Below are 22,715 nucleotides of genomic sequence, written 5' to 3'. Positions count from 1 at the left end.
ACCAATGTCGGCTCACCCAGCGCCGGAATAACTGCCCACATCGTGATGATCGGCGACCCCGTCCGTCGCGGGCCGGGCTAGCCGATAGACCTCGATCAGGCGTGCCACATCGCTTGGCGTGACGATGCCGACGACCGTGCCTGCGTCTACGACCAGAGCGCGACTGCGAGGACCGGCGGGCGCCATCCGACGCAACAAATCTTGAAGCGGCTCTTGCGGAGCGGCAGTCGGCAGACTCTGCAGCGGCAGGGCGATCGCGCCAACGCTCGTAGTGGTGCGCTGATGGGGTGCGAGTTCTCTCAGCTGCCGCAACGTGACCAAGCCGGTGATCGATCCGTTCGGGTCGGCAACCGGGTACGCCGAGTGGCGATCGCCGAGTACATAACGCTGGATGAAATCCTCGACCGTTATCCATCCGGGAGCGGTATGCGGCTGCGGGGTCATCACCTCGCCAACGCGCACCCCCGCGAAGATCTGCTGACTGGTCGCCTGCGCCTCTTCTTCTCGGGCGGCGACGAAGATGAACCAGCCGATGAACGCCAGCCAGACGCCACCGATCATGCCACCAGCGAGAAACTCAGCCAGCCCCAACACGATCAGGACGATTGCGACCACTCGTCCGGCACGTGCCGCGCCGATGGCCGCGCGCACACTGTCGCCGTGGCGGTGCCACAAGTAGGCGCGCACCAGCCGCCCACCGTCCAACGGGGCACCGGGCAGCAGGTTGAACAGTGCGAGCAGCAAGTTGATGCTGGCCAGCCACCAGGCGACGCTGCCGACGATGGTCGGGGCGTGCAGGGCCGACAGCGCCACCGCAATCCCTGCGAACACCGCCGACAGGACCAGGCTGGTGACTGGCCCCGCCAATGCGATGCGAAAGGCGGCCTTCGGACTCTTCGCCTCTCCTTGCAAGCTCGTCACACCGCCGAAAAGCCACAGTGTTACGTCATCGACGGGCACCCCGCAGCGGCGGGCCAACACCGCATGGGCGAGTTCGTGGGCCAACAGCGAAGCCAGCAGTACCACGGCGCCGCACGCTCCCGCCAACCAGTAAGCCGGCCGCGAATATCCTGCAACGGTGTGAGGCAATGTGGACGCCAGGCTCCACGTGAACAGCCACAGGATCACAATCACGCTCCAGTGAACCCGCACCGGAAAACCCGCAAATCGTCCCAACGGAATTGCCTCAGACACCGAACCTCCGAAAGCGTGTGTGGTGCATGACTCGAAGGTCGGCCACCGGACCTCCGGACTTCATCCGATCGTGTTCCCCCGCGTTTGAAAAGGGACTGAAGTCCCATCTGCCTGAACCAGGGACTTAATGCCCTAGCACCTAGTGACTTTCAGCGAGAGGTCACCGGCCTTCCGGCGCTACAGCGACACCGGGGCAGCGGCCATTGTGGACACATGGGCACCTGTCATGCCGACTACACGGGTAGAACCAATGGGCCGGTTCTCGACGATGCCCCCGGGCTCTCTACCCGATCGCTGCAGGACGTCGCGAGCGCACCGTATACCGACGTGATGCGCTCATTACGTACCTCCGCGGAGGGACTCTCCTCACTCGAGGCGGATACCAGATTGGCATCAATCGGACCGAATTCGGTTCGGACCCATCGGGTTAGCGCTCTGGCGGTGCTTGGCCGCCAGCTGAATAATGCGGTGTTGGTGCTCTTGGCGGTTACCGCGGTACTGTCCTTTTTCCTAGGCGACCCGACGCAAGCCATCATCATCGGCATCATCTTGTTCATCAGCGTTGGCCTTTCGTTTTTCAACGAATACCGGGCAGAACGGGCAGCGGCCGCTCTGCACGAGCGAGTCCGTCATATGGCTGTGGTTCGCCGCGACGGCCAGTTCGGCCGTGTCGACGTCACCGCTCTGGTCCCCGGGGACGTCATCCGTCTCCAACTCGGCGAATTGGTGCCGGCCGACGTGCGACTGATCGCGGTGAACGGACTGGAATGTAACGAAAGCATCCTCACCGGCGAATCGGCGCCGTCGGAGAAGTCGGCGGAGCCCGCCGCACCGGATGCAACCATCACCGACGCATCCAGTTTGGCCTTCATGGGCACCGTGGTCAGTGCGGGTGAGGGCACAGGCGTGATCTTCGCGACGGGCGCCGCCGCCGAATTCGGCCGCATAGCAGTCGGTCTGGGCTCGCGCCAACCGGAGACGGACTTTCAGCAGGGACTGCGACGCTTCTCCTATCTGCTTCTGAAAGTCGCGTTGACACTTACCGTCATCATCATCGTCAGCAATCTGCTCCTGCGACGGCCGCTCATCGATGCGGCGCTGTTCGGATTGGCAATCGCGGTCGGCATCACGCCCCAATTGCTTCCCGCTGTCGTCAGCACGAGCCTGGCCTCGGGTTCACGACGGCTGGCCCGCCTGAAGGTCCTGGTTAAGCGCCTCGTCTGTATCGAGGACCTCGGCGACATCGACATCTTGATCACGGATAAAACCGGCACGCTGACCGACGGCCGACTCGACTTGATCGACGCCGTCGATGTATGCGGCACCCACGCGGACTCGGTGTTGGGTTCCGGCTTGCTCGCCGCCGATGTCGACCCGTCGACCGGCGGGGTAAGCGCGAACGATCTCGACGCCGCCCTGTGGCGCAATCGGCCCGCCATCGCCGGGGTCACCCGCCTGGCGACGTTGCCCTTCGATCACACCCGACGGGCCACCTCGGCGCTCGTCGACGGCGACGGCGGTAGGCGCATCGTGGTCAAGGGCGCACCCGAACAGGTCATGGCACGCTGCGACGACGTCCCCGAAGCCGCGCACGGGACCTTGACGCGGCTGTTCGCCGACGGACGTCGGGTCGTGGCGATAGCCAGTAAACCGGCGCCGGGTCAGGAGACGTTGTGCGCAGCCGACGAGGCGGCTTTGACACTCGAGGGCTTCCTGGTCTTCGCGGACAACCCGAAAGCCGACGTGCAGGATTCCCTGTCACGACTCAATGCACTGGGTATCGAGGTCAAAGTGGCAACCGGCGACAACCCGAGCGTCGCCGAAAAAGTCTGCAACGACATCGGATTACCGTCGAAGGGCACCATCACCGGCGCCGAGTTGCAGCAGCTCGGTGACAAAGAACTCACCGTCGTAGCGCGCAACCACACAATCTTCGCTCGCATCTCACCAGAGCAGAAAGCCCGCGTCATCTCGTCGTTGCGGAATTCCCAGCGATCGGTCGGTTTTCTCGGGGACGGAGTGAACGACGCCCTGGCCCTTCATTCGGCTGACGTCGGCATCTCGGTCGACACGGCCACCGATGTCGCCAAGGACGCCGCCGACGTGGTTCTCCTGGAGAAAGACCTCGGCGTGTTGGCCGACGGTGTCGCCGAAGGCCGGCGTATCTTCGCCAACACGATCAAATACGTATTGATGGGCACTTCAAGTAATTTCGGCAACATGTTCAGTGCGGCCGCGGCGTCGGCCGTTCTTTCGTTCCTGCCCATGCTGCCAAGCCAAATCTTGCTCAATAATCTGCTCTACGACACCTCTCAGCTAGCGATTCCCACCGACCGGGTGGACGAAGAGCAACTACACGCGCCCGCACACTGGAACATCGCGTTCATCCGACGCTTCATGCTGTCGTTCGGGCCGATCAGTTCGTTGTTCGACTTCCTCACCTTCGGCCTCATGCTCGGCGTCTTGAATGCGGGACCGATCGAGTTTCGCACCGGCTGGTTCGTGGAATCCCTTGCCACCCAAACACTCATCATCTTCGCTATTCGAACCAGGCGGGTGCCGTTTTTGCGCAGCAGACCGGGCGGATTACTCACCGCCGCCACTTTGTCGATAGTCGCGCTCGGCGTGATCCTGACGGTGTCGCCGTTGGCCGCCAACCTTGGATTTCGGGCGCTGCCGTGGCAATTCTTCGCCGCGCTGCTAGGACTCACCCTCACCTACATGGTCCTCGTGGAGATCACCAAGAAATGGTTCTATTCGAGTCCGACGCACATCGGGGACCGGCTGCTGCGGACCCGGGGAAAGGCCCACCGCATTCACCGGCGAGCGGCCCGCTTCACCCATTCGGGCCCACTGCCATCGCCGACCGGCTAAGCGGCACAGTGATGCTCGAAATCCACGGTCTCGGGACTTTCGCCCCTACCGTGGCCGGTCTGCACACGATCGGATGTTTGCTATGAGCATCGCGCTATCGACGCACCTGAATACAGACTTCGAGCGCGCGGTCAAATGCACCCGAGAAGCTCTTGCGCAACAGGGGTTTGGCGTGCTAACCGAAATCGACATGAAAGCGACGCTCAATAGCAAGCTCGGCGTCGAGCTGGAGGATTATCTGATACTAGGTGCGTGCCATCCGGCTTTGGCGTACCAGGCGATCAATATCGATCGAGAGATCGGGCTGCTGCTTCCCTGCAATATCCTGCTGCGTGCCGACCAGAGCAACCCAGCCACGATAATCGTCGAGGCGATGGATCCGAGGCTTTTGCTGGAGGTGACCGGCGAGTCGGCGCTGATCGCGATCGCCGACGAGGTCACCGCCAAGCTGGGCGCCGCCATCGCCTCGCTCAATGCCAGTTGCGGTTGATTTCATCCACGGCCATTTCGACGACGTGCGGAATGGCATGCGCGACATGTGGAGTCAAACCGATGCCGTGATCGGTGGCCGCGATGTCGATGGTGAACACCACGAGCTCGTCGGGTACCCGATTTCCAAGCGCCTTACCGAGCGCGTAAGTGCGGCCGATATCCACCGTGTGCGAACTCAATGCGCCGCAGGAACCGACCACATCACCGATCGAGCAGCGGCGGGTGCGGCCCGGCATTGGCGGCGACGAAACCGCGCCATCGATCACGACGGCAAGACGCGCCCCCGACCACGCATCGAGCAGGCTCAACGGTTCCGCAACGCCGGCTACTACGCAAACACCGGGCAAGTCAAGGTCTTTGAGCGCCGCAGCGGCGACGATGCCCACTGCGTCGTCCTTGCGAAGCATGTTACCGAGGCCGACAACGACCACCTCGCCAGTCAATGATGCTCAACCCGAAGCGTCAAGAAGTGCGTGGAGCACGAGATGCAGGGGTCGTAGCTGCGAATTAATTTCTCGCACAGCATGGTCAGCGCGGCATCGTCAAGGGACAGATTGTCGAAGACGGCGCGACCCAAGTCGGCCTCGATGGCCGCTTGGTTCTGCGACGTTGGCGGAATCATCGTCGCGGCGCAAACTAGTCCATCCGTGTCGATCTCATATCGGTGATACAGCAGGCCGCGAGGCGCCTCGCTGACGCCGTGTCCGATACCGCTGCGGGCTGCAACGTCAACGAAAGGGTGTGCCGGACGCTGATACTCGGCGATGATGCGTAACGCCTCTTCGATCGCGTACACCACTTCGACGGCGCGGACGACTATGCTGCGAAAAGGATTTCGACATTCCGGCGGCAGCCCAGCGCTTGCAGCCGCCTGGGCAGCGACCACCGATAGTGCCGACGAGTTCAACGAGTATCGTGCCAATGGCCCGGTCAGGTAGCGACCGCCATCGAGGGTCGCGTGCAGGGCCGTGGAATGCGGCACCTGAGCTTCGGCGACGTGGCTGGTGAAATCGGCAACCGGAAAGGGCAAGCCCACGCTGCGCGCGATGGCGCCGTTTTCGATCGGGTATCGGCCTGTCGCCGAGAGCGCCAGAAACTCGTGTTCAACTTCTAGGTCGGGGAACTCGAAGCGCGATACCCACTCGACGGTGGCCAGTGCGTCATCCAGTGCTCGGCGCAACCGCTCAGCGATCGGCACGAACTCCAACCGCGTTGGCACGGAATAGAAGCCGCCCAGCCGGACATTGACCGGGTGGATGGCACGACCGCCGACGAACTCCATCAACTCGTTGCCGGCCTTCTTCAGCGCCAGCCCCCGCTCGACGGCGGCCGGGTGATCGCGTGCCATGCCCACGATGTCCGAGTATCCGAGGAAGTCTGGCGCATGCAGCAGGTAGATGTGCAGCGCGTGGCTGTTGATCCACTCGCCGCAGTACAGCAACCGCCGCAGCGCGACGATGTCCTCATCCACCTGGACGCCGCACGCGTCTTCGATCGCATTGCATGCGCTGACTTGATAGGCCACGGGACAGATTCCACAAACCCGAGCGGTCAGGTCCGGCGGCTCAGTAAAGGCGCGCCCACGCAAGAACGCCTCGAAGAACCGGGGCGGTTCGTAGATATTGAGCTGCACGCTCTCGAGCTCGCCATCCTTGAGCGTGATATTCAGTGCGCCTTCGCCTTCCACCCGCGTCAGCGCGTCGACCCGCAGACTGCGGGTTGGTGGTGTCATTCCTTGCTCCGCTCGGCGGCGAAACTGGCGACATTGAATGTCGAGAAAACCCGGTCGACGTCTGCGTCGGACATACCGTCGCGGCGCAACAGTGGAATCAGCGTAGCGGTCCTGGGCGCCGCGGACGGCCCGAAACATCCATAGCAGCCGCGACGATGTCGCGGGCATAGTGCTCCGCAGCCGGCATGGGTGACCGGTCCCAGACACGGGGTACCGTCGGCGACGATCACGCATGTCACGCCGCGCAATTTGCACTCAGTGCATACCGTTTTGGCCGGCAGTCGCGGCTTGCGTCCGATCAGCAGCGCCGCGAGAGTCTCGAGCAGCTGTCCGCGGTCGATCGGGCACCCCGGCAGCTGGTAATCCACCTCGACATGTGCCGATGCGGGGGTGGAGGTGGCCAGTGTGTCGATGTACTCCGGGTTGGCATAGACGACCGAGGTGAACTCGGCGATATCACCAAAGTTGCGCAGCGCCTGCACTCCCCCGGCATTGGCGCAAGCGCCGATGGTGACCAGCAGTTTGGATTGGTCCCGGATTGCCCGGATCCGTTGTTCATCGTGTCGAGTAGTGATCGAACCTTCGACCAGTGACACGTCGTAGGGGCCGCCGACCGTCGCGCTGGATGCCTCGGCGAAGTGGGCGATCTCGACCTGGTCAGCGAGGGTCAGGAGCTCGTCTTCGCAGTCGAGCAGCGTCAACTGACAACCATCGCACGAGGCGAACTTCCATACGGCCAAGCTTGTTCGGGCCATTTATAACTCCTTCACCGCCAGCAGTGGACCGGCTATGTCGTAGCCGACAACCGGGCCATCGCGGCACAGCAGCAGCGGACCGAGCTGGCAATGGCCACACCACCCGACCCCGCACTGCATGTTGCGCTCCAGCGACACGCGAATATCCTTGGCGGCCAGTCCTTTCGCGATCAGTGCTGCTGCCCCGAAGCGCAGCATCGGCTCTGGTCCGCACAGAAACGCCGTGGTGCGATCGGCGTTCAGCTCTAACCGGCTCAGCGGCGCGGTGACTAATCCGACCTCGCCCGTCCAGCCGGGCGTCGGCGCATCGACGACGAGATGCAGTTCGATTTGCGGCTCGGCAGCCCACTTTTCGAGCTGGGCCGCGAAGACGAAATCGGCTCGGGAGCGGGCACCCGCGATCAGCGTCAGTTTGCCGTAGCGCCCCCGCTGCGCCAGCGCCCCCAGCACGGCGGGACGCAGTGGACACAATCCGACGCCGCCGGCGACCATGACCAGATCCCGCCCAGCGGCCTCGGCCAATCCCCATGATGTGCCGAACGGACCCCGTATCCCGATCACGGTGCCGGGTTCGGCGTCGTGCAAGGCACGGCTGACCGCACCGACGGCGCGGATGGTGTGGGTGATCGACCCGTCGGTGACCGTCGGGTCGCCGCTGATCGAAATCGCGGCTTCGCCTACGCCGAAGGCGTACAACATCATGAATTCGCCGGGCTGCGGACTGCGTAGTGCTTCGCCGAGCGGGACCAGCGTGAGCGTCGCCGAATCGGGGCTCTCCACGACGCGGCTGCGCACTCGATATGGCACCGGCGCCATCGCGGAGTGCGCAGCGCCGGTCACCGTGTCAGTCATCGCCCGCCGTCCGGGCCATCTTGTTCATCTCGGCGGTGATGTCGATCCCGGTGGGACACCAGGCAATACATCTTCCGCAGCCGACACAGCCGGACATCCCGAACTGGTCGTGCCAGGTGCTCAGTTTGTGGGTCAGCCAATGCCGGTAGCGCGATGCACCGGACTGACGAACGCTGCCTCCGCCGTGGATGAAGGTGAAATCGAACTCGAAACATGACGCCCAGTGCCGCCACCGCTCGGCATGCTCACCGGTAAGGTCGCTCACGTCCTCGGTGCTCGTGCAAAAGCAGGTCGGACACACCATCGTGCAATTGCCGCACGTCAGGCAACGGCTGGCCACTTCGTCCCACTGCGGCGACTCTCTCGACTCGATCAGCAGGTTACGTAGGTTCGCGTCCGGCATCTGCCGGCCCATCCGATGGGAGGCTGATTCGACATCGGCTCGCGCACAATCGATTTCGTGTTTTTCGGCGGCGCGGTGCGGTATCTGCGCGAGCACGTCCGCGCCCTGCTGGCTACCGACGTCGACCAGGTACGACGCAGTAGCACCCGCGAAGCGTTCCGTGAGCGCGAGGTCATAACCGGACCCGACCGCGGGACCGGTTCCCATCGATGTGCAGAAGCAAAGTCCGCCGGGTTCAGTGCAATTCACCGCGACGACGAAGGTCCGCCGCCGACGCCTGACAAACGAGTTGTCGGGATGTTCGGCCCGGCCGAGCACACCGTCGAGGGTTGCGATTGCGGCCAGATCGCACCCTCGCACTCCCAGGAATGCGTATCGGGGGATCTCGTCGTCCTCGTCGAAGCTTGTCCCGTCCCGTGTACCGGCCCACAGTCGCTGGCGCGGTGGATGAAGGAACTGTTTCCAGGACTGGGGGCCGGCCGAATGCCCGAATGCCGCGTCATCCTCGCGCCGGCGCACCCGATACTGTCCCGGGCTCACATCTACACCCCAGCCGCGGGGCAGATCGTTCGCCGACTCCAGCTCGGCCAGCACGATCGCGTCGTTGCGCAGTGTCGGACCGATCACCCGATAGCCCCGTTCGATCAGCACCTCGACAAGGCGATGCAATGCAGCCGTGTCGAACACTGCGACCTGAGAATCTTCGCCGGCCATCGACATATCATCCGTCCCGTCGGGTGCGCTGCATAGAGGCGTTCGTCTCAAGGAATCGTCTTGCCGCCGTCTCCCTGCAGGCAGCTCAGCTCCCGATCCCATTGGGCGTCACGGGCGCGATTGAGCCGTGAACGCACGCTGATCACCAGCGCCACCACCCCGACAGCGATAACCAGCAACGTCGCTAGGGCGGCGGCGAACGCGTCCCCCGCCGCCTGCCAGGTCGGGGTGGGCGGCGTCACGAGATCACCACGCACATCAACCCAAACCGTGGTGCGATCGCCCACCTCGGCAGCATCGGCAAGCTCGAGTTGACCGCTGCGCTCACCCTGCGAGACAGGCCACTTCACCTGCGCGACCGTGATACCCGTATCGTCGGCGGTGGTCTGCGTGATCGTTGCCGTGACCGTGTGACGCTGCTGCGCCTGTTGGACATAAACCCGGTCCCGCACACCGTAGGTGACACCGGCCGCCACGCCGGCGAAGGGAATCGCCAGCAAAGACACGACGAACGCGATCAGCGTGACCAAAGCTTGTATGCGGTCGGATCGGCGAAGCAGGGCGTTGCGACCGAAAATGCGAGCGATCAACCAGTCGCGCGGGTCAAGCGTGAATGTCTCCATCTGAACTCCCCTGCGCAACGGAGTATTTCGCGTTTGGCGTCTACTCGCCGGCATCTGCGAGGTCCGATATCCACCCAACGAAATCGGAGAGTTCGCGCCGCGGTGTCGATGGCAACGGATCCGCATTGATCGGCGCCCAGCCCACCCGCAGCAGCATCTGTGGATAGCTGTCGCCCCCGAAAATCTCGGAGCGCACCGCCTCGCGTGTCTCAGCGACTTCGAGGGGCTCGGTAACCGGGCAGCTGGCCAGGCCCGTCGACGTAGCGGTGAGCAGAACAGCACTGGTGGCCTCGCCGGCGCGCAATCGAGCCAACCGGTCGTCGGCACGCGTTCCGAGCGCGAGAACCACGGCGTTGTCCTCGGCGGATGACGAGCCGGGCGGCTCGGCGAGTACGGGACCCGCGAAGTACCGGCCAGGAATCGTGGCCTCGCGATCGGACTTTGGCGTGTTGCGAGCCGGAACGCCGGCTAGCGAGCCGTAGCGGCCGCTCCACTCCGTGAGCTCGGCGAGATACTCATGGTTCATGTGATCCCAGACGGACTGCGCCACGATCTTGTTCAGCTTGTCGGTATCTTCCACCTGGCAAAGCGTCACACCGTGGCGCGCCGAACGCGCCGCCATCAGCGCGATGTCGCCGACGGGTACCTGCCAGGAGCTGTAATGCCGGCGGTCAGTTCGCCGCCGTGGTATCGCCGCGGCGAGCGCAATGTCGGAGGCGTCAGCCGTGTGTTGTGAAAGTTCAATTGCGGCAAGGTGGTTCGGATCCGCCGGGTTGGGCAGGCGGGACACTTTGGCGTGCCATCCGACCGCCGCGAATGCGACGACGCAATGATTCAGCGCCGCGCCGCAGCTCAACATCAAGTCGCGCCCGTCCGGATCGGTGTTGGGTAGTTGCCGGGTTGCGTCGGAATAGAGGTGCAGGCTCTGCTCGCCAACCAGCCACCGCCAGGGTTGGGTGTTGTGGACGGAGGGGGCTCGAGATGCCAGAGCCAGGACCGTACGAATCGTGCCCGCATCAGGAAAGCGCGCATTCATGGCAGTCACCCCTTTCTAAAAATCTTGGTGTCAACGATTCCGGGTTTACCGCCACGGGACGAGGGAACGACGACCTTGATCCGAGGGACTTTGGGCCACGCCCCAGTGCGAAAGACACGCTGTCCGGGCCGCAAGCGCTAGGCAGCAGACGCAAGGGTCACTTCAACGGACAGCTGGTTGCCCACGGCGTAGGCCGCAGACCAATCGCCGACGCACGCTGCTCGCGCGAGGTCCTCAACCAGCGGACTGTAGGCACCCAGCTCTCGTAGCCACGTTGTGACGATGGCCGCGATCTCGTCACCGTGCACATGAACCATGCGGCCACCGTGCAGGCGATCGGTCACGCAATACATCCGCTCACCATGCGTTGTGTGTTTTACGAATCTCATCGCAGCCTCCTCCACCGGCCTTGAGACCAATCCGACCACTGGGCCGATGCGGCCGATAGAGGCGAACGAAACCGGCCATCGGTGCTTCGGTCGCACTGACGACCACGCCGAAGTCCCTGTCTAGGGGGCCTTTGGTCCCAGACCCGACAGGCCCAAGGTCCTTCAACAACCGCAGATCACCTTGTTGGACAGCGTTTTTCGTGACCATCCTGCTCATCTCCGGCTAGCACGAAGTAATTCTCTTCTTCTTGCACGAAGTGCAGCCGCAGCAGTGCGTACAGACCGTAGAGGCACGCGAGCAAGTCATCGACTTGGCCCGGCTGAATCTCCCCTTCCGCTTGCGCAATGGCGAGGTGTGTTCCGATGCGATCGGAAAGCCTGCGGATCTCGGCATGCGTCCGGCTCATTGTCGGGGTGGCTTCGCTGCCCAAGGGTTTGGCCAGCGCCGGGTAAAGCTGGGTTTCCTCGGCCAGTTCGTGGGGCAGCACCCGATCGATCAATACCGCGTATGCGGCGGCAAGCGATTGCAACGCCGCGGCGTCGGGGCCCGCGACGAGCCGATCCGCACTGTCGCGCAGCAGCCCGATGGCGTCGCGCAGTTCGTCGTGTTCGGCGGAGAAGCGTTGCAGCAACTGCTCGGTGCCGGTGGCCAACGGCACCTCCGTGGCCGGGTTGCCTCGCAGAGCCCGCAACGCATTGGCGATCACCGCGACATCAATGCCTTCCTGCAGCAGGGCGCCCGCGGCCGGCGGGAGCCAACCCAGTGCGGCAATCCCCATCGCGAGCACCGACAACGTCATACCGATGACCGCACTTTGCACCGCGATCCGGCGAGACCACCGGGCAATGTCCATCGCATCGGCAAGGCGATCGATGCGATCGGTGGTCAACACCACGTCGGCGGCTTCCGAAGAGGCAGTCGCGCCGCGGGCACCCATTGCCACCCCGACGGTGGCGGCGGCCAACGCGGGAGCGTCGTTTACTCCGTCACCGACCATCACCGTGGACGCCCGTTCACTTTCGGCGCGCACCGCGGCGTACTTGTCGGCGGGTGTCTGTTCGGCAAAAACCTCGTCCAGTCCCAAGACGGTAGCGATTTCGCGGGTGGGCTCGAATCGGTCGCCGGTCAGCATAATCAACCGATTCAGCCCCGCCTCGCGCAGTCGTCGTACCGTCCGCGGCGCCTCTCGACGCAGCGGATCTCGCAAGAAAACAGCACCCAACGCCTGATTCCCGGTGCAGACCCACGCGATGGCCGAGCTGTCGAGGCGAGCCCGATTGAGCACCGTTCGTGTCCACCCGGCGGTCACAGCATCGGCGGGAAGTTTGCCGACGGACACCCGACGTCCGTCGACGCTCGCTAAGACACCGGTGCCAGGCTGCTCGAGCACATCGACAGGCAGCGACAGCTGCAGGCCGCGGCGCAGCGCTTCGGTGACGATGGCCTCGGCCATGACATGCGGAGAAAACTGGTCGACCGATGCGGCCAGTCGCAACACCGATATCGCGTCGTACCCAGGAGCGGCTATCACATCGACCACCGTCGGCCGTCCCACCGTCAGGGTGCCGGTCTTGTCCATCACCAACGTTTTCGCACGGCCCAGGTTTTCCAGGACCCCGCCGCCACGGATGACCACACCGTCCCGAGATGCCCGGGACAACCCGGAAACAATCGCGACAGGTGCCGCCAGCAGCAGCGGACATGGAGTCGCCACCACCAGCACCGCCACGGCGCGCACCGGCGACCCGCTCGCTAATCCCGCCGCGGCGGCCAGGATCAACGCGGCAGGAAGAAACCATGTCGCGTAGCGGTCTGCCAACCGCACAATGGGCGCGGTCTGCGCACCTGCCTGCTGCGCCAATCGAACAATGCCCGCATACGTGCTCCCCTCAGCCGTTGCGGTCGCATCCATTTCGAAAGGGCCGCCCGCGTTGATCACGCCGCTGCGCACGGGCTCACCGATGCGGCGTTCGACGTGCAGCGATTCGCCCGTCAGGGCGGACTCGTCGAGTACGGCCACCGCGTCGGCAACCCGCCCGTCCACCGGCACCACCTCGCCGGGGCCGACGACCAGCACGTCGCCGACACTGACGTCAGCCAAAGCAATGGTGGTGACCTGCGTGCCCGTCCGTCGCCGGGCGAATCGTGGGGCGCGCTCGAGCAGGGCACGCAAATCGTGTGCCGCGCGACGCTCGGCCGCCGCATCCAGCGCACGGCCACCCGCCATCATCACAGCAATCAGCGCGCCGGCGAGATACTCACCGACCAACAGGCTGCCGACCAGTGACAACACCGCGATAATGTCAACGCCGCCGCGCTTGCGCCGCAAGCCTGACACCACCCACACCGAAGCCGGCGCGATCGCGGCGGCGGTACCGGCGATCCAGCAGCCGTCGGCCACCTCCCGCCAGCCGGCCAGCCACGCGATGCCGCCGGCCGCCAAGGCGGCGAACGTGAATACCGCCAAGGCTGGTTCGACCAGCGAGCGCGCCCGAGGGATAAAGCGGCCAGCGCAACCGCTGTCCATGACAGACCCCTTCGGCCACAACTAATTCCGGATCAGAGTCCAACAGTCACCGCGTTCCCTGGCAAGTGCCGTAATACCCGTTCGTCGCGGGTATTTGGGCCGTAGCGGCCCGCTACCCGCGTTTGTCGCCCCGTGCTGCGCTATCCGGGTCCGTCGCGGACTGCCGACGTGCCGCCAACGCGCCGGCGATCGAGGCGGCCGCAACCGTCAGCAGGGCGCCGAGCATCAGCGCCGAACCTTCGCCCGGCGCGAGCAGGTTCTCCTGGTTCCCGATCGTGGCCGCGGCCACTGGCACCCCGAGCTGGGCGGCCGCGAGCGCGGCCAGGTTTATCGGCTGACCGAGCAGCCTGCCGACACAGTGTGCCAACACGGCGCCCAGCCCCAGCGCCACGCCCAACACAATCAATTTCGGGTGCGCACCCAGCTCGCGCACGTGCAGCGAGGCGCCCAGCCAGACGAAGAACAACGGACCGAAGAACCCCTCGGTGATTCCGAACAGCTGGCGCGCAAGCCGTCGCGGCTCGCCCACCGACGCGATCACCAATCCCAATGCGAAGCCGGCCAACATGATCGACACGTGGGTGCGCAGCGCGAGTGCCGCTAGGGCGAACAACACCAGCAGATTCGTGCGCAGCTCCAGCGCGAATTTATGATCCTCGGAAAAGTCGTGCGCGCGTTGGCGCCAGCCCCGGCGATCGACCGCGAGTAGGACCAGGTATACCAGTCCCGCACACATCGCGATCGCCAGTGCACCGAGTGCTGCGGTCGGCGCTCTGTTCAGGTCGATCACCAAGGGCAGCAACACGATACAGGCCGTATCAGCGATGGCGATCTGTGCCGTGAGCGAGAGCACGGACGGCCCCTGCAGGCGCAGCGAGCCGATCACCGGTAGTGCCAGCGCCGCCGATGACGACGTCATCAGCACCGCGTACAGTGCCGCGTGGCCGGTACCGAAATACCACGCCAACGCCACACCGAGGGCCGTTGCGACGACGCCGCACAGCAACGCTCGCGCCAGCGCCCGCGGCAGTGCCGCGCGCACCTCAGGATTTCGCACCGGCACATGTGTGCCCGCGACGAACATCACCAGCGCGAAGCCGATGTTCGCGAATAACTGAAACGTCGGGTTCGACTCGTCGAGCACACCGAAACCGGTTTTGCCGAGCACGAGTCCCGCGAGCAGCTCACCGACGATAAGCGGAATCCGCAGGCGCGGCAGCGAAGCCACCAGCGGGCCGGCGAAACCCACCGCGGCCAGCAGCGCCAGCGTCTCGAAACCGAACCCCGACATCTCAGCAGCCCCGCGGCGCGCTCAGCCGACCACCTCGAAGATCGCCGCCGCCGACGTGACGGCCTTGTCCGCGTTGCCTTCGTCGTGCAGCAGCATGCGCACGCCGATGCGTCCGGGACCGCCGGCATGCGCCGTGCCCTCCACCCGGAACGGCCCCACCTTCCCGCGGGACATGAACATGACGTGCCAGCTGACGACCTGCACCTCGCGAGTCCCGGCAAGATCGGCGGCCAGATCGGTAGCCGCGGTCTCCAGCACGACGTGCTGGGGCCCGATGTGCAGCGCCGCGTCCGGCGAGGCGAGTTCGAGGCTGAGCGCGGGCAGTATCCAGTGCCCGTCGTCGCGTCTGGAGGCACCGAACGCGGCCCACAGCGGCGGCAGGTCAGGCGAGTCCTCGACAATCAGCTCGGTACCCGAAACGTCCATCCTGTCAAGCCCTTCCGGCGGGATCCCGATGATCGCGCCCTGGCCCTCGTTGAACGCGATCACCCGGTCCGGGTTGTCGGCGTCGACGATCTTGCACCGCCCGTAGCCCATGGTGCGGCCTTGGTGCACGATGCCGGAGCCGACGATCTCGACCCGGGAGACGTCGTAGCCGGGGTCGATGATCTGCACCGACGCGATGACCGGGTTGGGTACCGCGACCATGTCGGTCTGGCACCCTTCGGGCGACGAGATAGCCAGCGGTGCAACCATGATGCCGCCTGCCTCGTTGCGCATGTCGCGTCGGATCACGACGGTGTCGTCGACGTTGCCAATGTCCATCGACGAGTGCTTACGACCGATGTAGCGGTAACTGAGCAGACCCGTCCACCGGCGATACAGCTCATCGCGATAGGCGTCGGCGTCGCCGGCCAACTCTCGGATGTCTCGCAGTTGGTCGCTCACTTGCGCCACCTCTCTCCCCTACTTCGCGTCGGTCAGGACAGTCTGTTTCGCCGCACTTGGTTGAACGGCACACCGCGGTCGGCGGCGTACTCGCGGGGAAAATTCAGCACCCGCTCGCCGATCACGTTGCGCGCCATTTCGGTGGTGCCGCCGCCGATGCTGGCGATCTGGCGGCCCAGATACCGGATGCCGATATCGAGCAGTTCCGCGTCGTCCTCGACGACCGCGGACGTACCCGCGACGGCGATCGCAGTATCGATTTCGACGTCGTGCACCGCGGCCATCTGCAAGCGAATGATCGATCCCGCGGTCGGCGGCAGCGCACCGCGGGCCACGGCGTGGAAGACGTGCTCGCTGAGTTGACGCGCCACCGTTCGGTAGACCAGGACACGTCCGATCATCTCGCCGACGCGTTCGTCGTCGCGCTGGTTGGTCTTTTCGGCCAGCGCCAGCAGGTCGATCGAAACATCTTCGGCCTCAGAGATTCCCGGGCCGCTGGTGTACTCCGAGCCGTCGCCCATGCTGCGCCGTTCGTGGTAGAGCTGTCGCGAGGCGACTTCCCACCCCTTGCCCGGCTCGCCGACGACGGCTTCGTCGCCCACCTCGACGTCATCGAAGAATTCCTCGCAGAATTCGATGGAGCCGTTGATCTGCCGGATGCGGTTGATCGTTATTCCGGGGTGCGCAAGCGGCACCAGGAACATCGTCAACCCCTCATGTTTTGGTGCGTCCCAATCGGTCCGGGCCAGGCATAACCCGTAATCCGCGGCGAAAGCCCAGGTGCTCCACGTCTTGGCGCCGTTGATGATCCACCGCCCGTCCCGGCGGTCGGCACGGGTGATGACGCCCGCGAGGTCCGATCCCCCGCTCGGCTCGGACAACAATTGGACCAGCACTTCGTCACCACGCAGCGCCGCGGAGATGTGAGCGCGCTTCTGCTCCTCGCTGCCCATGTCGAGGATCGTGGCGCAGCAGATGGCGAAGGACGGCACGTTGAGCAGCAACGGTGTTTCATAGCCTTGCGCCTCGGCGTCGAAGGCCTTCTTGTACTCGTAGCCCAGCCCGAGACCGCCGTACTCCCGGGGAAAGCAGATGCCGGCGAATCCGCCGTCGTACAACGTCTTTTGCAATTCGCGCGCCCGGTGCCAGGACACCTGCGCATCGCGTTCGAGCAGCGCCGCTTCGGCGGGGCCCTGTCGCGGCATGTTCTCGGCCAGCCAGGCCCTGGCCCGGTGGCGAAACTCCGCTACGGTCTCGTCGGTCACCGGGTGTGCCGAATTCGTCTGCGCGTCATCGCAGCTGACCTCCCGACGCCGTTGTCGTGCCCAAACCTCGAGCGTGTGCTGGGCCGACCGTACAGCGCCCGGCTAATGACTGTACACATCGACGTCCTGCCGCCGCAGGTCAACGCGTGCGCGTCTCGATTACGCGTCCGGGGCTGCTATGTTTGGGAATCGGCGCTATTTTAACCGGCGATCGGAGGATCGGCGCATGGCCGCTGCCGCAACGGGTTTCGACGTTCCCCGGTTTCGCGATTGGCTGGCCGAGGCGACCGGCGAGGCGGCGGACGTGTCGGTGGTGCCCATTCGCGGAGGCGGCAGCTGCGAGATGTTCCGCATCGACCGGCTGGGGCAGGCCTGGGTGGTGCGCCGGGCGCCACTGGCCACGGTCTCGGACACCGCCCACCAAGTGATCCGCGAGGCGCGCATCATGGAGACGCTCGGCGCCGCCGGAATACCGGTGCCCACGGTGCTGGCTCGCAGCGACGACCCCGCCATTCTGGGCGCCCCGTTTTTCGTGATGTCGTACGTCGAGGGCGGGGTGATCCGCCGCGACGGACTTCCCGAAGCGCTGCACCGGGATCGGTCGTCACACCACCTGATCGGCGAACAGCTGATCGACACCCTGGTCGCTTTGCACTCGGTCGACTGGATGGGCACGGCACTGGCCGAATTGTCGCACCCGCAGGGGTTTCTGCCGCGCCAGGTCGATCGGTGGCTCGCGCAACTGGAGAGTTACCGGACCCGCGCGTTGGACGGCGTGGACGAGCTCGCCGGCTGGCTGCGCGAGAACCTGCCCACCGACGGCGATCTCACCGTCATGCACGGGGACTTCAAGCTGGACAACGTCATCTGGTCACCCGCGCCGCCACCACGGATCGCCTGCGTCGTCGACTTCGAGATGACGACGGTGGGCGATCCCCTGATCGACCTGGCATGGGCGATGATCTTCTGGCCCGAGGCCGGAAATCCCATCGCGCTGGGGTCGCCGGACGCCCCGCACGGCATTGATCGCGACCATTGCCAGACACCGGATCAACTGATCGAGCGCTACGGCGAGGCCACCGGCCGCGACCTGTCACAGTTCGGCTGGTATCAGGTGTTCAGCGCGTGGAAGCTGGCGATCGTCCTGGAGGCGTCGTACGCGAAGTTTCGGCGCGGTGAGTCTCGCAATCCGGTCCATGAGTTCTTCGGGGCGGTCATCGATGAACTGCTCAGCCGCGCAAGGAGGTTCGCGCAATGATTGACGAGCTGTTCGACGTGTCCGGCCGGGTCATCCTGGTCACCGGCGGCAGCCGCGGACTGGGTGCTGCGATGAGTGTCGGGCTCGCCGCGCGCGGCGCACGCGTGGTGATCGCCAGCCGGAAGATCGAGTCGTGCCAGGCATTGGCTGCCACGATCACCGAGTCGGGCGGGCAGGCCCACCCGTTGGCCTGCCATGTCGGCGATTGGGAGTCCCTACCCGGGGTCGTCGAGACCGCCGTTTCCCGGTGGGGCCGGCTGGACGGCTTGGTCAACAACGCCGGCATGAGCCCGCTTGCGCCCTCGCTGCTGGAAACCTCAGAGGTGTTGTTCGACAAGGTGATCGGCGTCAACCTGAAAGGCCCAACCCGGTTGACGGCGCTGGCTGCCACAGCAATGGCCGCGACCGGCGGTGGATCGGTCATCAACATCAGTTCGCTGGCGTCGGTGAAGCCCACCCCCGTCACCACGGTCTACGCGGCGGCCAAAGCCGGCCTCAACGCGCTGACCACCGCCTCGGCCATCGAATACGCCGGTGTAGGCGTGCGGGTCAACGGGATCATCTGCGGGACCTTCGATACCGACGCGGCGTCGGGTTTCGTCCGCGACCCCGACCTGCTGCCGGAGCTGGTCCGCCGCATCGCGCTTCGACGGGTGGGCCGGCCCGACGAGATCGTCGGCGCTGTTCTCTATTTGCTCTCCGACGCATCGAGTTACACCACCGGATCACTCATGACCATCGACGGCGGTGTCTCCGGCTGATCAGCGGCACCGCTTCGCCGCGGCATCGACGCCCCCGGCCTCGGCGCGCACCCCGGAAATCACCCACTCGACCAGCCGGGGAAAATTCCGCTCGATCTTGGCTGTCTCGGATTCCGAGCGCTTCGGTTCACGTAGCCCGCGCACCTCGACGATGGAATGGTTGATCGTCATGTGCGCCAGGCCACGGCAGCACTCGGTGGCCAGCGGGCGCGGAATTCCCTCTTGCAGAGTCGCTTTGAGTAACGCATTAACATAATCGGCAACGGCGCTGCGGTCGTCGATGGTCATCAACTCAGTCAGAAACGGATGCGCTCGCAGGGCGTTGTGCAATGCCTGACACCAATGCAGTGCCGTCGACTCCCAGGTGTCGTATTCCTTGAAGTCGAGCTTCAGCTGCGCAAAGTGGCGCGCGACCAGCGCCCTGATCAATGCTTCGCGATTGCCGACCTGCTGGTACAGCGTCCGCGGCGAGATCTTCAGTGCGGCCGATAGTCGACGAACGCTGAGAGCCTCGATGCCCTCGGAATCCAGCATGTCCAGCGCGTGGGTGAGGATGTCGTCGGCCGGGATCAGCGGCTTGGCCATCGCTGCATCGTACAAGCCCGGGTCGCGCCGACACTGCAGGCTAAGCGCTGTCGCGGCGAATACCTTCGATCAGGTAGTCGATGTGCGTGGCGAACAACTCGTCGACTTCCTCGCGAGTCGCCCCTGCCGGGTCGCTGCCGGCCAGGCGGCCCTTCCGGCGCGTCGACTTGGTGCCCGGCGGATGGTCCATGGCTACGAAACCCACGGCCGCCCAGGTCAACAGACGGCAGGCCCGCACTGACATATCAGTCGACATACCATCGCGGCGCATGCTTTTCAGCAGCGGGCGCGATGCTTTCAGATAGGCCGGGCGCTTCGCCTGCAGGAAGAGCCGGCAGTCGGCGGCGTCGGTCAGCCGTGCGCGGAGTTGACGGGTCCAGCGGCGCGCGTAGTCCGGCCAGGATTCGTCGCTTTCGGGCTCCGGAGCGAGATCGTCGAGCATATGCTCGGCGACCGCATCGATCAGGGCATCCTTGTTTCCGATTCTGGAGTAGACCGGTGGCGGCGTGACGCCCAACCGGGTGGCCACGCTGCGCATGCTGATCGCATCCAGGCCGCTTTCCCGCATGATTTCCACTGCGGCCGCGACGATCTGGTCGGCGTCGAGGTCCAGTTCGCTGGGCACGTCTTTCTCCTCGCAAGCTACGGGACGGTCAGGGCGATCTTGCCGATGTGTTCGTTTGCTCGCATCACCCGAAGCGCCTCGTCGAGCTGCTCCCAGTCGAGGACGTGGCTGATCTGCGGTTTGATGCCGGCCGTGGACACCACCTCGCACATCTCGCGGTGAGCGCGGACGCTGCCCACCGTGATTCCGATGACGCGCAGGTTGTTCAGCATCACCTCGGCAACCGCGATGGACGCCATGTCGAATCCGCTGAGCACACCGATCACCGCGATTGTGCCGCCGATGGCGGCCGCGTGCAGCGAATGCGGCAGCGTCGCAGGACCACCGAGGTCGACGACCAACTTGGCGCCGCGACCGGCGGTCAGTTCCTTTACCTGCGCCTCCCAGTCCGGGGTGGTTCGATAGTTGACGAGATGCGTTGCCCCCAAGTCCGATCCGACCTTGAGTTTGTCGTCGGACGACGAGGTCAGAATCACGGTGGCACCCCGCACCCGGGCTAGTTGCACGGCGAACAGCGATACCCCGCCGGTGCCCTGGGTCACTACCACGTCCCCTTCACCGATGTTGGCTTCCACCAACGCACTCCACGCCGTGACGCCCGCGCAGGGGATCGTCGCGGCTTCGACATCGCTGAGGTGCTCAGGCGTGCGGACCAGGCCGGCGACATGTTCGACCCGGTATTGCTGCAGCCACCCGTCGCAGGTGTCGCCGGGCACCTCACGCTTGACTTCCGGGTTGGGCGGCCCGTCGTGCCAGCCCGGATGAAACGCTCCCATGACCCGATCCCCGGGCCGCAGCTCGTCGACTCCCGGCCCGATCGCCACCACTTCCCCGGCTCCATCGGTCATCGGTACGCGCGGCCAGGGCCCGGGCAGCAGGCCCATCAGATTGATGTTGTCGTGGAAATTAAGGCTCGAGGCCTTGACCTTGACCAGTGCCTGCCCGGGACCGGGCTCACCCACCGGCATTTCGACGGTCTGCACGGGCTCACCGGGCCCGGGCATGACGATGGCCTGCTGACGGTCCGGAATACTCATGCGACGCCTGCCTCCTGACGTAGTGCCTGCCACTTCAGTTCCGCTGCCGGCCGCCGCGACGGAAGGTGGTCGGTCGGCCAACCTTGCACCGGACGGTACTTCTTGAGCACATGCCGGGCCAACACCGACTTGTGCAGCTCGTCGGGCCCGTCGCCGATCGATCCGAACCGCGTCATCCGGTACCAGGATTCGACCGGTAGGTCCCCGGAGTACCCCAGCGCCCCGCACACCTGGATGGTGCGATCGAGCACCGCGAGCACCACCTTCGACACGTGAGCCTTGATCATGCCCAGCTCGGCACGCACCTGCGCCGCGCCGAAACGGTCCATCTTCCAAGCGGTCTGGAAGGTTAGCAATCTTGCTGCCTGAATCTCTGTGTGCGACAACGCGATATAGTCCTGCACCATCTGGTGTTCGCCCAACAGTCGACCGTGCGACCGGCGCGAGACCGCGCGTTCACCCATGATGTCCAGGGCGCGCTGCGCCTGCCCGAGCCAACGCATCGAGTGGTGGATACGCCCGCCGCCGAGACGCTGCTGCGCGAGCACGAATCCGCCGCCCCGCGGGCCGATCAGGTGATCCGCGGGAACCCGACAGTCGGTAAACACCACCTCGGCATGGTTGCCACGCCGGCCGAACTCCGGGTCGGGATGCGCCATGGTCGGAATGTCCCGGACGATGTTGCATCCCGGCGTTCCGGTCGGCACCACGAAGATCGACGCGTGCCGGTGCGGCCGGCCGGCAGGATCGGTCTCCGCGACCACCAAGATGATGTCGGCGCACGACGCGTTTGTGGTAAACCACTTGTGGCCGTTGATGATCCAGTCTTGCCCGTCGAGCACGGCAGTGGTGGCTATCACGGTCGGGTCAGCACCGGCCAGGAATGGTTCGGTCAGCGCGAACGCGCTCGATATCTCGCCGCTGAGGTTGGGGTACAACCAGCGCTGCTTCTGCGCGTCGGTCGCTGCGTGTGCCAGCAACTCCATGTTCCCGCTGTCGGGCGCCTGAACCCCGAACAGCTCCATCGACACCATGCAGCGGCCGATGATCTCCGACATCAGCGCGAGCTTAAGCTGGCCCAGCCCCGCACCGCCCAGGCCGGGATCGAGGAACAAACCCCATAGCCCCTGCGCCTTGACCCGGTCCTGCAGGTAGCGCTTGACCGGCTGCCACTCGTCGGGTGAAATCTCGGCGAGGACCGGTTCCAGCGGGATAATCTCGGAATCGATGAAATCGCGCATCCAGGAGAGCTTTTCAGCGAAATCCGGATCCGTCTCGAAATCCCATGCCATCGCGTTCCTCACCGTGCTCGCGGCATCGACAATCCTTACAGCGAAATAACAGTGTAATCATGGTGTCATGTATCAGGGCAACACCTGCTGCACCTCGATCGATCAGGAGCTGAATTGCGCT

Annotated in this window: 21 protein-coding genes; 4 read left to right on the top strand and 17 right to left on the bottom strand. The window is 65.0% G+C overall.

What is annotated here, in order from left to right; all coding sequences use genetic code 11:
* Window positions 1–12: 12 nt before the first annotated feature.
* Window positions 13–1,194, bottom strand: coding sequence for a site-2 protease family protein (locus tag AAHS21_RS20970; RefSeq protein ID WP_342929483.1), 1,182 nt, complete (start codon window positions 1,192–1,194; stop codon window positions 13–15).
* 213 nt (window positions 1,195–1,407) lie between these two features.
* Here AAHS21_RS20970 and mgtA point away from each other — a divergent pair, with 213 nt between their 5' ends.
* Entirely contained in the window at window positions 1,408–4,068 is a 2,661-nt protein-coding gene (mgtA, locus tag AAHS21_RS20965; protein WP_342929482.1) for a magnesium-translocating P-type ATPase, read from the top strand.
* A gap of 82 nt (window positions 4,069–4,150) precedes the next feature.
* The gene (locus tag AAHS21_RS20960) at window positions 4,151–4,558 is read left to right on the top strand and encodes a DUF302 domain-containing protein (protein WP_342929481.1); all 408 of its coding nucleotides are present in this window, start codon (window positions 4,151–4,153) and stop codon (window positions 4,556–4,558) included.
* On the opposite strand, the gene AAHS21_RS20955 is transcribed toward AAHS21_RS20960, so the two are convergent.
* The 12 genes from AAHS21_RS20955 to AAHS21_RS20900 all read right to left on the bottom strand — a co-directional run bounded on the left by AAHS21_RS20955 (window position 4,539) and on the right by AAHS21_RS20900 (window position 17,036).
* Window positions 4,539–4,991 (bottom strand): hydrogenase maturation protease, encoded by a 453-nt coding sequence (locus tag AAHS21_RS20955; RefSeq protein ID WP_342929480.1) that lies wholly within the window; start codon window positions 4,989–4,991, stop codon window positions 4,539–4,541. The genes AAHS21_RS20960 and AAHS21_RS20955 overlap by 20 nt on opposite strands.
* Window positions 4,992–4,999: 8 nt before the next feature.
* Window positions 5,000–6,292 carry a Ni/Fe hydrogenase subunit alpha gene (locus AAHS21_RS20950; protein ID WP_342929479.1) on the bottom strand — a complete coding sequence of 431 codons (1,293 nt, stop codon included), beginning with the start codon at window positions 6,290–6,292 and terminating at the stop codon, window positions 5,000–5,002.
* Complete coding sequence (locus AAHS21_RS20945) at window positions 6,289–7,047, bottom strand: oxidoreductase (RefSeq protein ID WP_342929478.1); 759 nt, start codon at window positions 7,045–7,047, stop codon at window positions 6,289–6,291. The genes AAHS21_RS20950 and AAHS21_RS20945 overlap by 4 nt, the downstream gene beginning before the upstream one ends.
* A complete protein-coding gene (locus AAHS21_RS20940; protein WP_342929477.1) occupies window positions 7,048–7,899 on the bottom strand; it encodes an FAD/NAD(P)-binding protein in 852 nt (283 codons plus the stop codon). It abuts the gene before it with no gap.
* Window positions 7,892–9,016, bottom strand: coding sequence for a 4Fe-4S dicluster domain-containing protein (locus tag AAHS21_RS20935; protein ID WP_342929476.1), 1,125 nt, complete (start codon window positions 9,014–9,016; stop codon window positions 7,892–7,894). Before AAHS21_RS20935 ends, AAHS21_RS20940 begins: the two co-directional genes overlap by 8 nt.
* Window positions 9,017–9,063: 47 nt before the next feature.
* Complete coding sequence (locus AAHS21_RS20930) at window positions 9,064–9,546, bottom strand: hypothetical protein (protein ID WP_342929475.1); 483 nt, start codon at window positions 9,544–9,546, stop codon at window positions 9,064–9,066.
* 133 nt (window positions 9,547–9,679) lie between these two features.
* Entirely contained in the window at window positions 9,680–10,675 is a 996-nt protein-coding gene (locus tag AAHS21_RS20925) for an NAD(P)H nitroreductase (RefSeq protein ID WP_342929474.1), read from the bottom strand.
* A 137-nt stretch (window positions 10,676–10,812) separates the two neighbouring features.
* On the bottom strand, window positions 10,813–11,064 hold the full coding sequence (locus AAHS21_RS20920) for a hypothetical protein (protein ID WP_342929473.1): 252 nt from the start codon (window positions 11,062–11,064) through the stop codon (window positions 10,813–10,815).
* 176 nt (window positions 11,065–11,240) lie between these two features.
* Complete coding sequence (locus tag AAHS21_RS20915; protein WP_342929472.1) at window positions 11,241–13,592, bottom strand: heavy metal translocating P-type ATPase; 2,352 nt, start codon at window positions 13,590–13,592, stop codon at window positions 11,241–11,243.
* Between the two features lie 112 nt (window positions 13,593–13,704).
* On the bottom strand, window positions 13,705–14,883 hold the full coding sequence (locus AAHS21_RS20910) for a cation:proton antiporter (RefSeq protein ID WP_342929471.1): 1,179 nt from the start codon (window positions 14,881–14,883) through the stop codon (window positions 13,705–13,707).
* A 21-nt stretch (window positions 14,884–14,904) separates the two neighbouring features.
* On the bottom strand, window positions 14,905–15,771 hold the full coding sequence (locus tag AAHS21_RS20905; protein ID WP_342929470.1) for a hypothetical protein: 867 nt from the start codon (window positions 15,769–15,771) through the stop codon (window positions 14,905–14,907).
* Between the two features lie 32 nt (window positions 15,772–15,803).
* Window positions 15,804–17,036, bottom strand: coding sequence for an acyl-CoA dehydrogenase family protein (locus tag AAHS21_RS20900; protein ID WP_342929469.1), 1,233 nt, complete (start codon window positions 17,034–17,036; stop codon window positions 15,804–15,806).
* Window positions 17,037–17,262: 226 nt separating this feature from the next.
* Here AAHS21_RS20900 and AAHS21_RS20895 point away from each other — a divergent pair, with 226 nt between their 5' ends.
* Together AAHS21_RS20895 and AAHS21_RS20890 are read left to right on the top strand one after the other, a co-directional pair.
* On the top strand, window positions 17,263–18,294 hold the full coding sequence (locus tag AAHS21_RS20895) for a phosphotransferase family protein (RefSeq protein WP_342929468.1): 1,032 nt from the start codon (window positions 17,263–17,265) through the stop codon (window positions 18,292–18,294).
* A complete protein-coding gene (locus AAHS21_RS20890; RefSeq protein WP_342929467.1) occupies window positions 18,291–19,055 on the top strand; it encodes a glucose 1-dehydrogenase in 765 nt (254 codons plus the stop codon). The genes AAHS21_RS20895 and AAHS21_RS20890 overlap by 4 nt, the downstream gene beginning before the upstream one ends.
* Here the strand turns inward: AAHS21_RS20890 and AAHS21_RS20885 are convergent, their stop codons facing one another.
* From AAHS21_RS20885 to AAHS21_RS20870, 4 genes are read right to left on the bottom strand one after another with little or no spacing between them, the layout of a single operon-like run.
* Window positions 19,056–19,640 carry a helix-turn-helix domain-containing protein gene (locus tag AAHS21_RS20885; protein WP_342929466.1) on the bottom strand — a complete coding sequence of 195 codons (585 nt, stop codon included), beginning with the start codon at window positions 19,638–19,640 and terminating at the stop codon, window positions 19,056–19,058.
* Between the two features lie 40 nt (window positions 19,641–19,680).
* On the bottom strand, window positions 19,681–20,265 hold the full coding sequence (locus tag AAHS21_RS20880; RefSeq protein WP_342929465.1) for a TetR family transcriptional regulator: 585 nt from the start codon (window positions 20,263–20,265) through the stop codon (window positions 19,681–19,683).
* 17 nt (window positions 20,266–20,282) lie between these two features.
* The gene (locus AAHS21_RS20875; RefSeq protein ID WP_342929464.1) at window positions 20,283–21,302 is read right to left on the bottom strand and encodes an NAD(P)-dependent alcohol dehydrogenase; all 1,020 of its coding nucleotides are present in this window, start codon (window positions 21,300–21,302) and stop codon (window positions 20,283–20,285) included.
* On the bottom strand, window positions 21,299–22,594 hold the full coding sequence (locus AAHS21_RS20870; protein ID WP_342929463.1) for an acyl-CoA dehydrogenase family protein: 1,296 nt from the start codon (window positions 22,592–22,594) through the stop codon (window positions 21,299–21,301). The genes AAHS21_RS20875 and AAHS21_RS20870 overlap by 4 nt, the downstream gene beginning before the upstream one ends.
* Window positions 22,595–22,715: the final 121 nt, after the last annotated feature.

Origin of the sequence: Mycobacterium sp. 050272, assembly GCF_039023525.1 — a bacterium.
Classification (GTDB): domain Bacteria; phylum Actinomycetota; class Actinomycetes; order Mycobacteriales; family Mycobacteriaceae; genus Mycobacterium.
The sequence above is the reverse complement of the archived record's forward strand: the minus strand, read 5'-3'. Positions and strand labels throughout refer to the sequence as shown.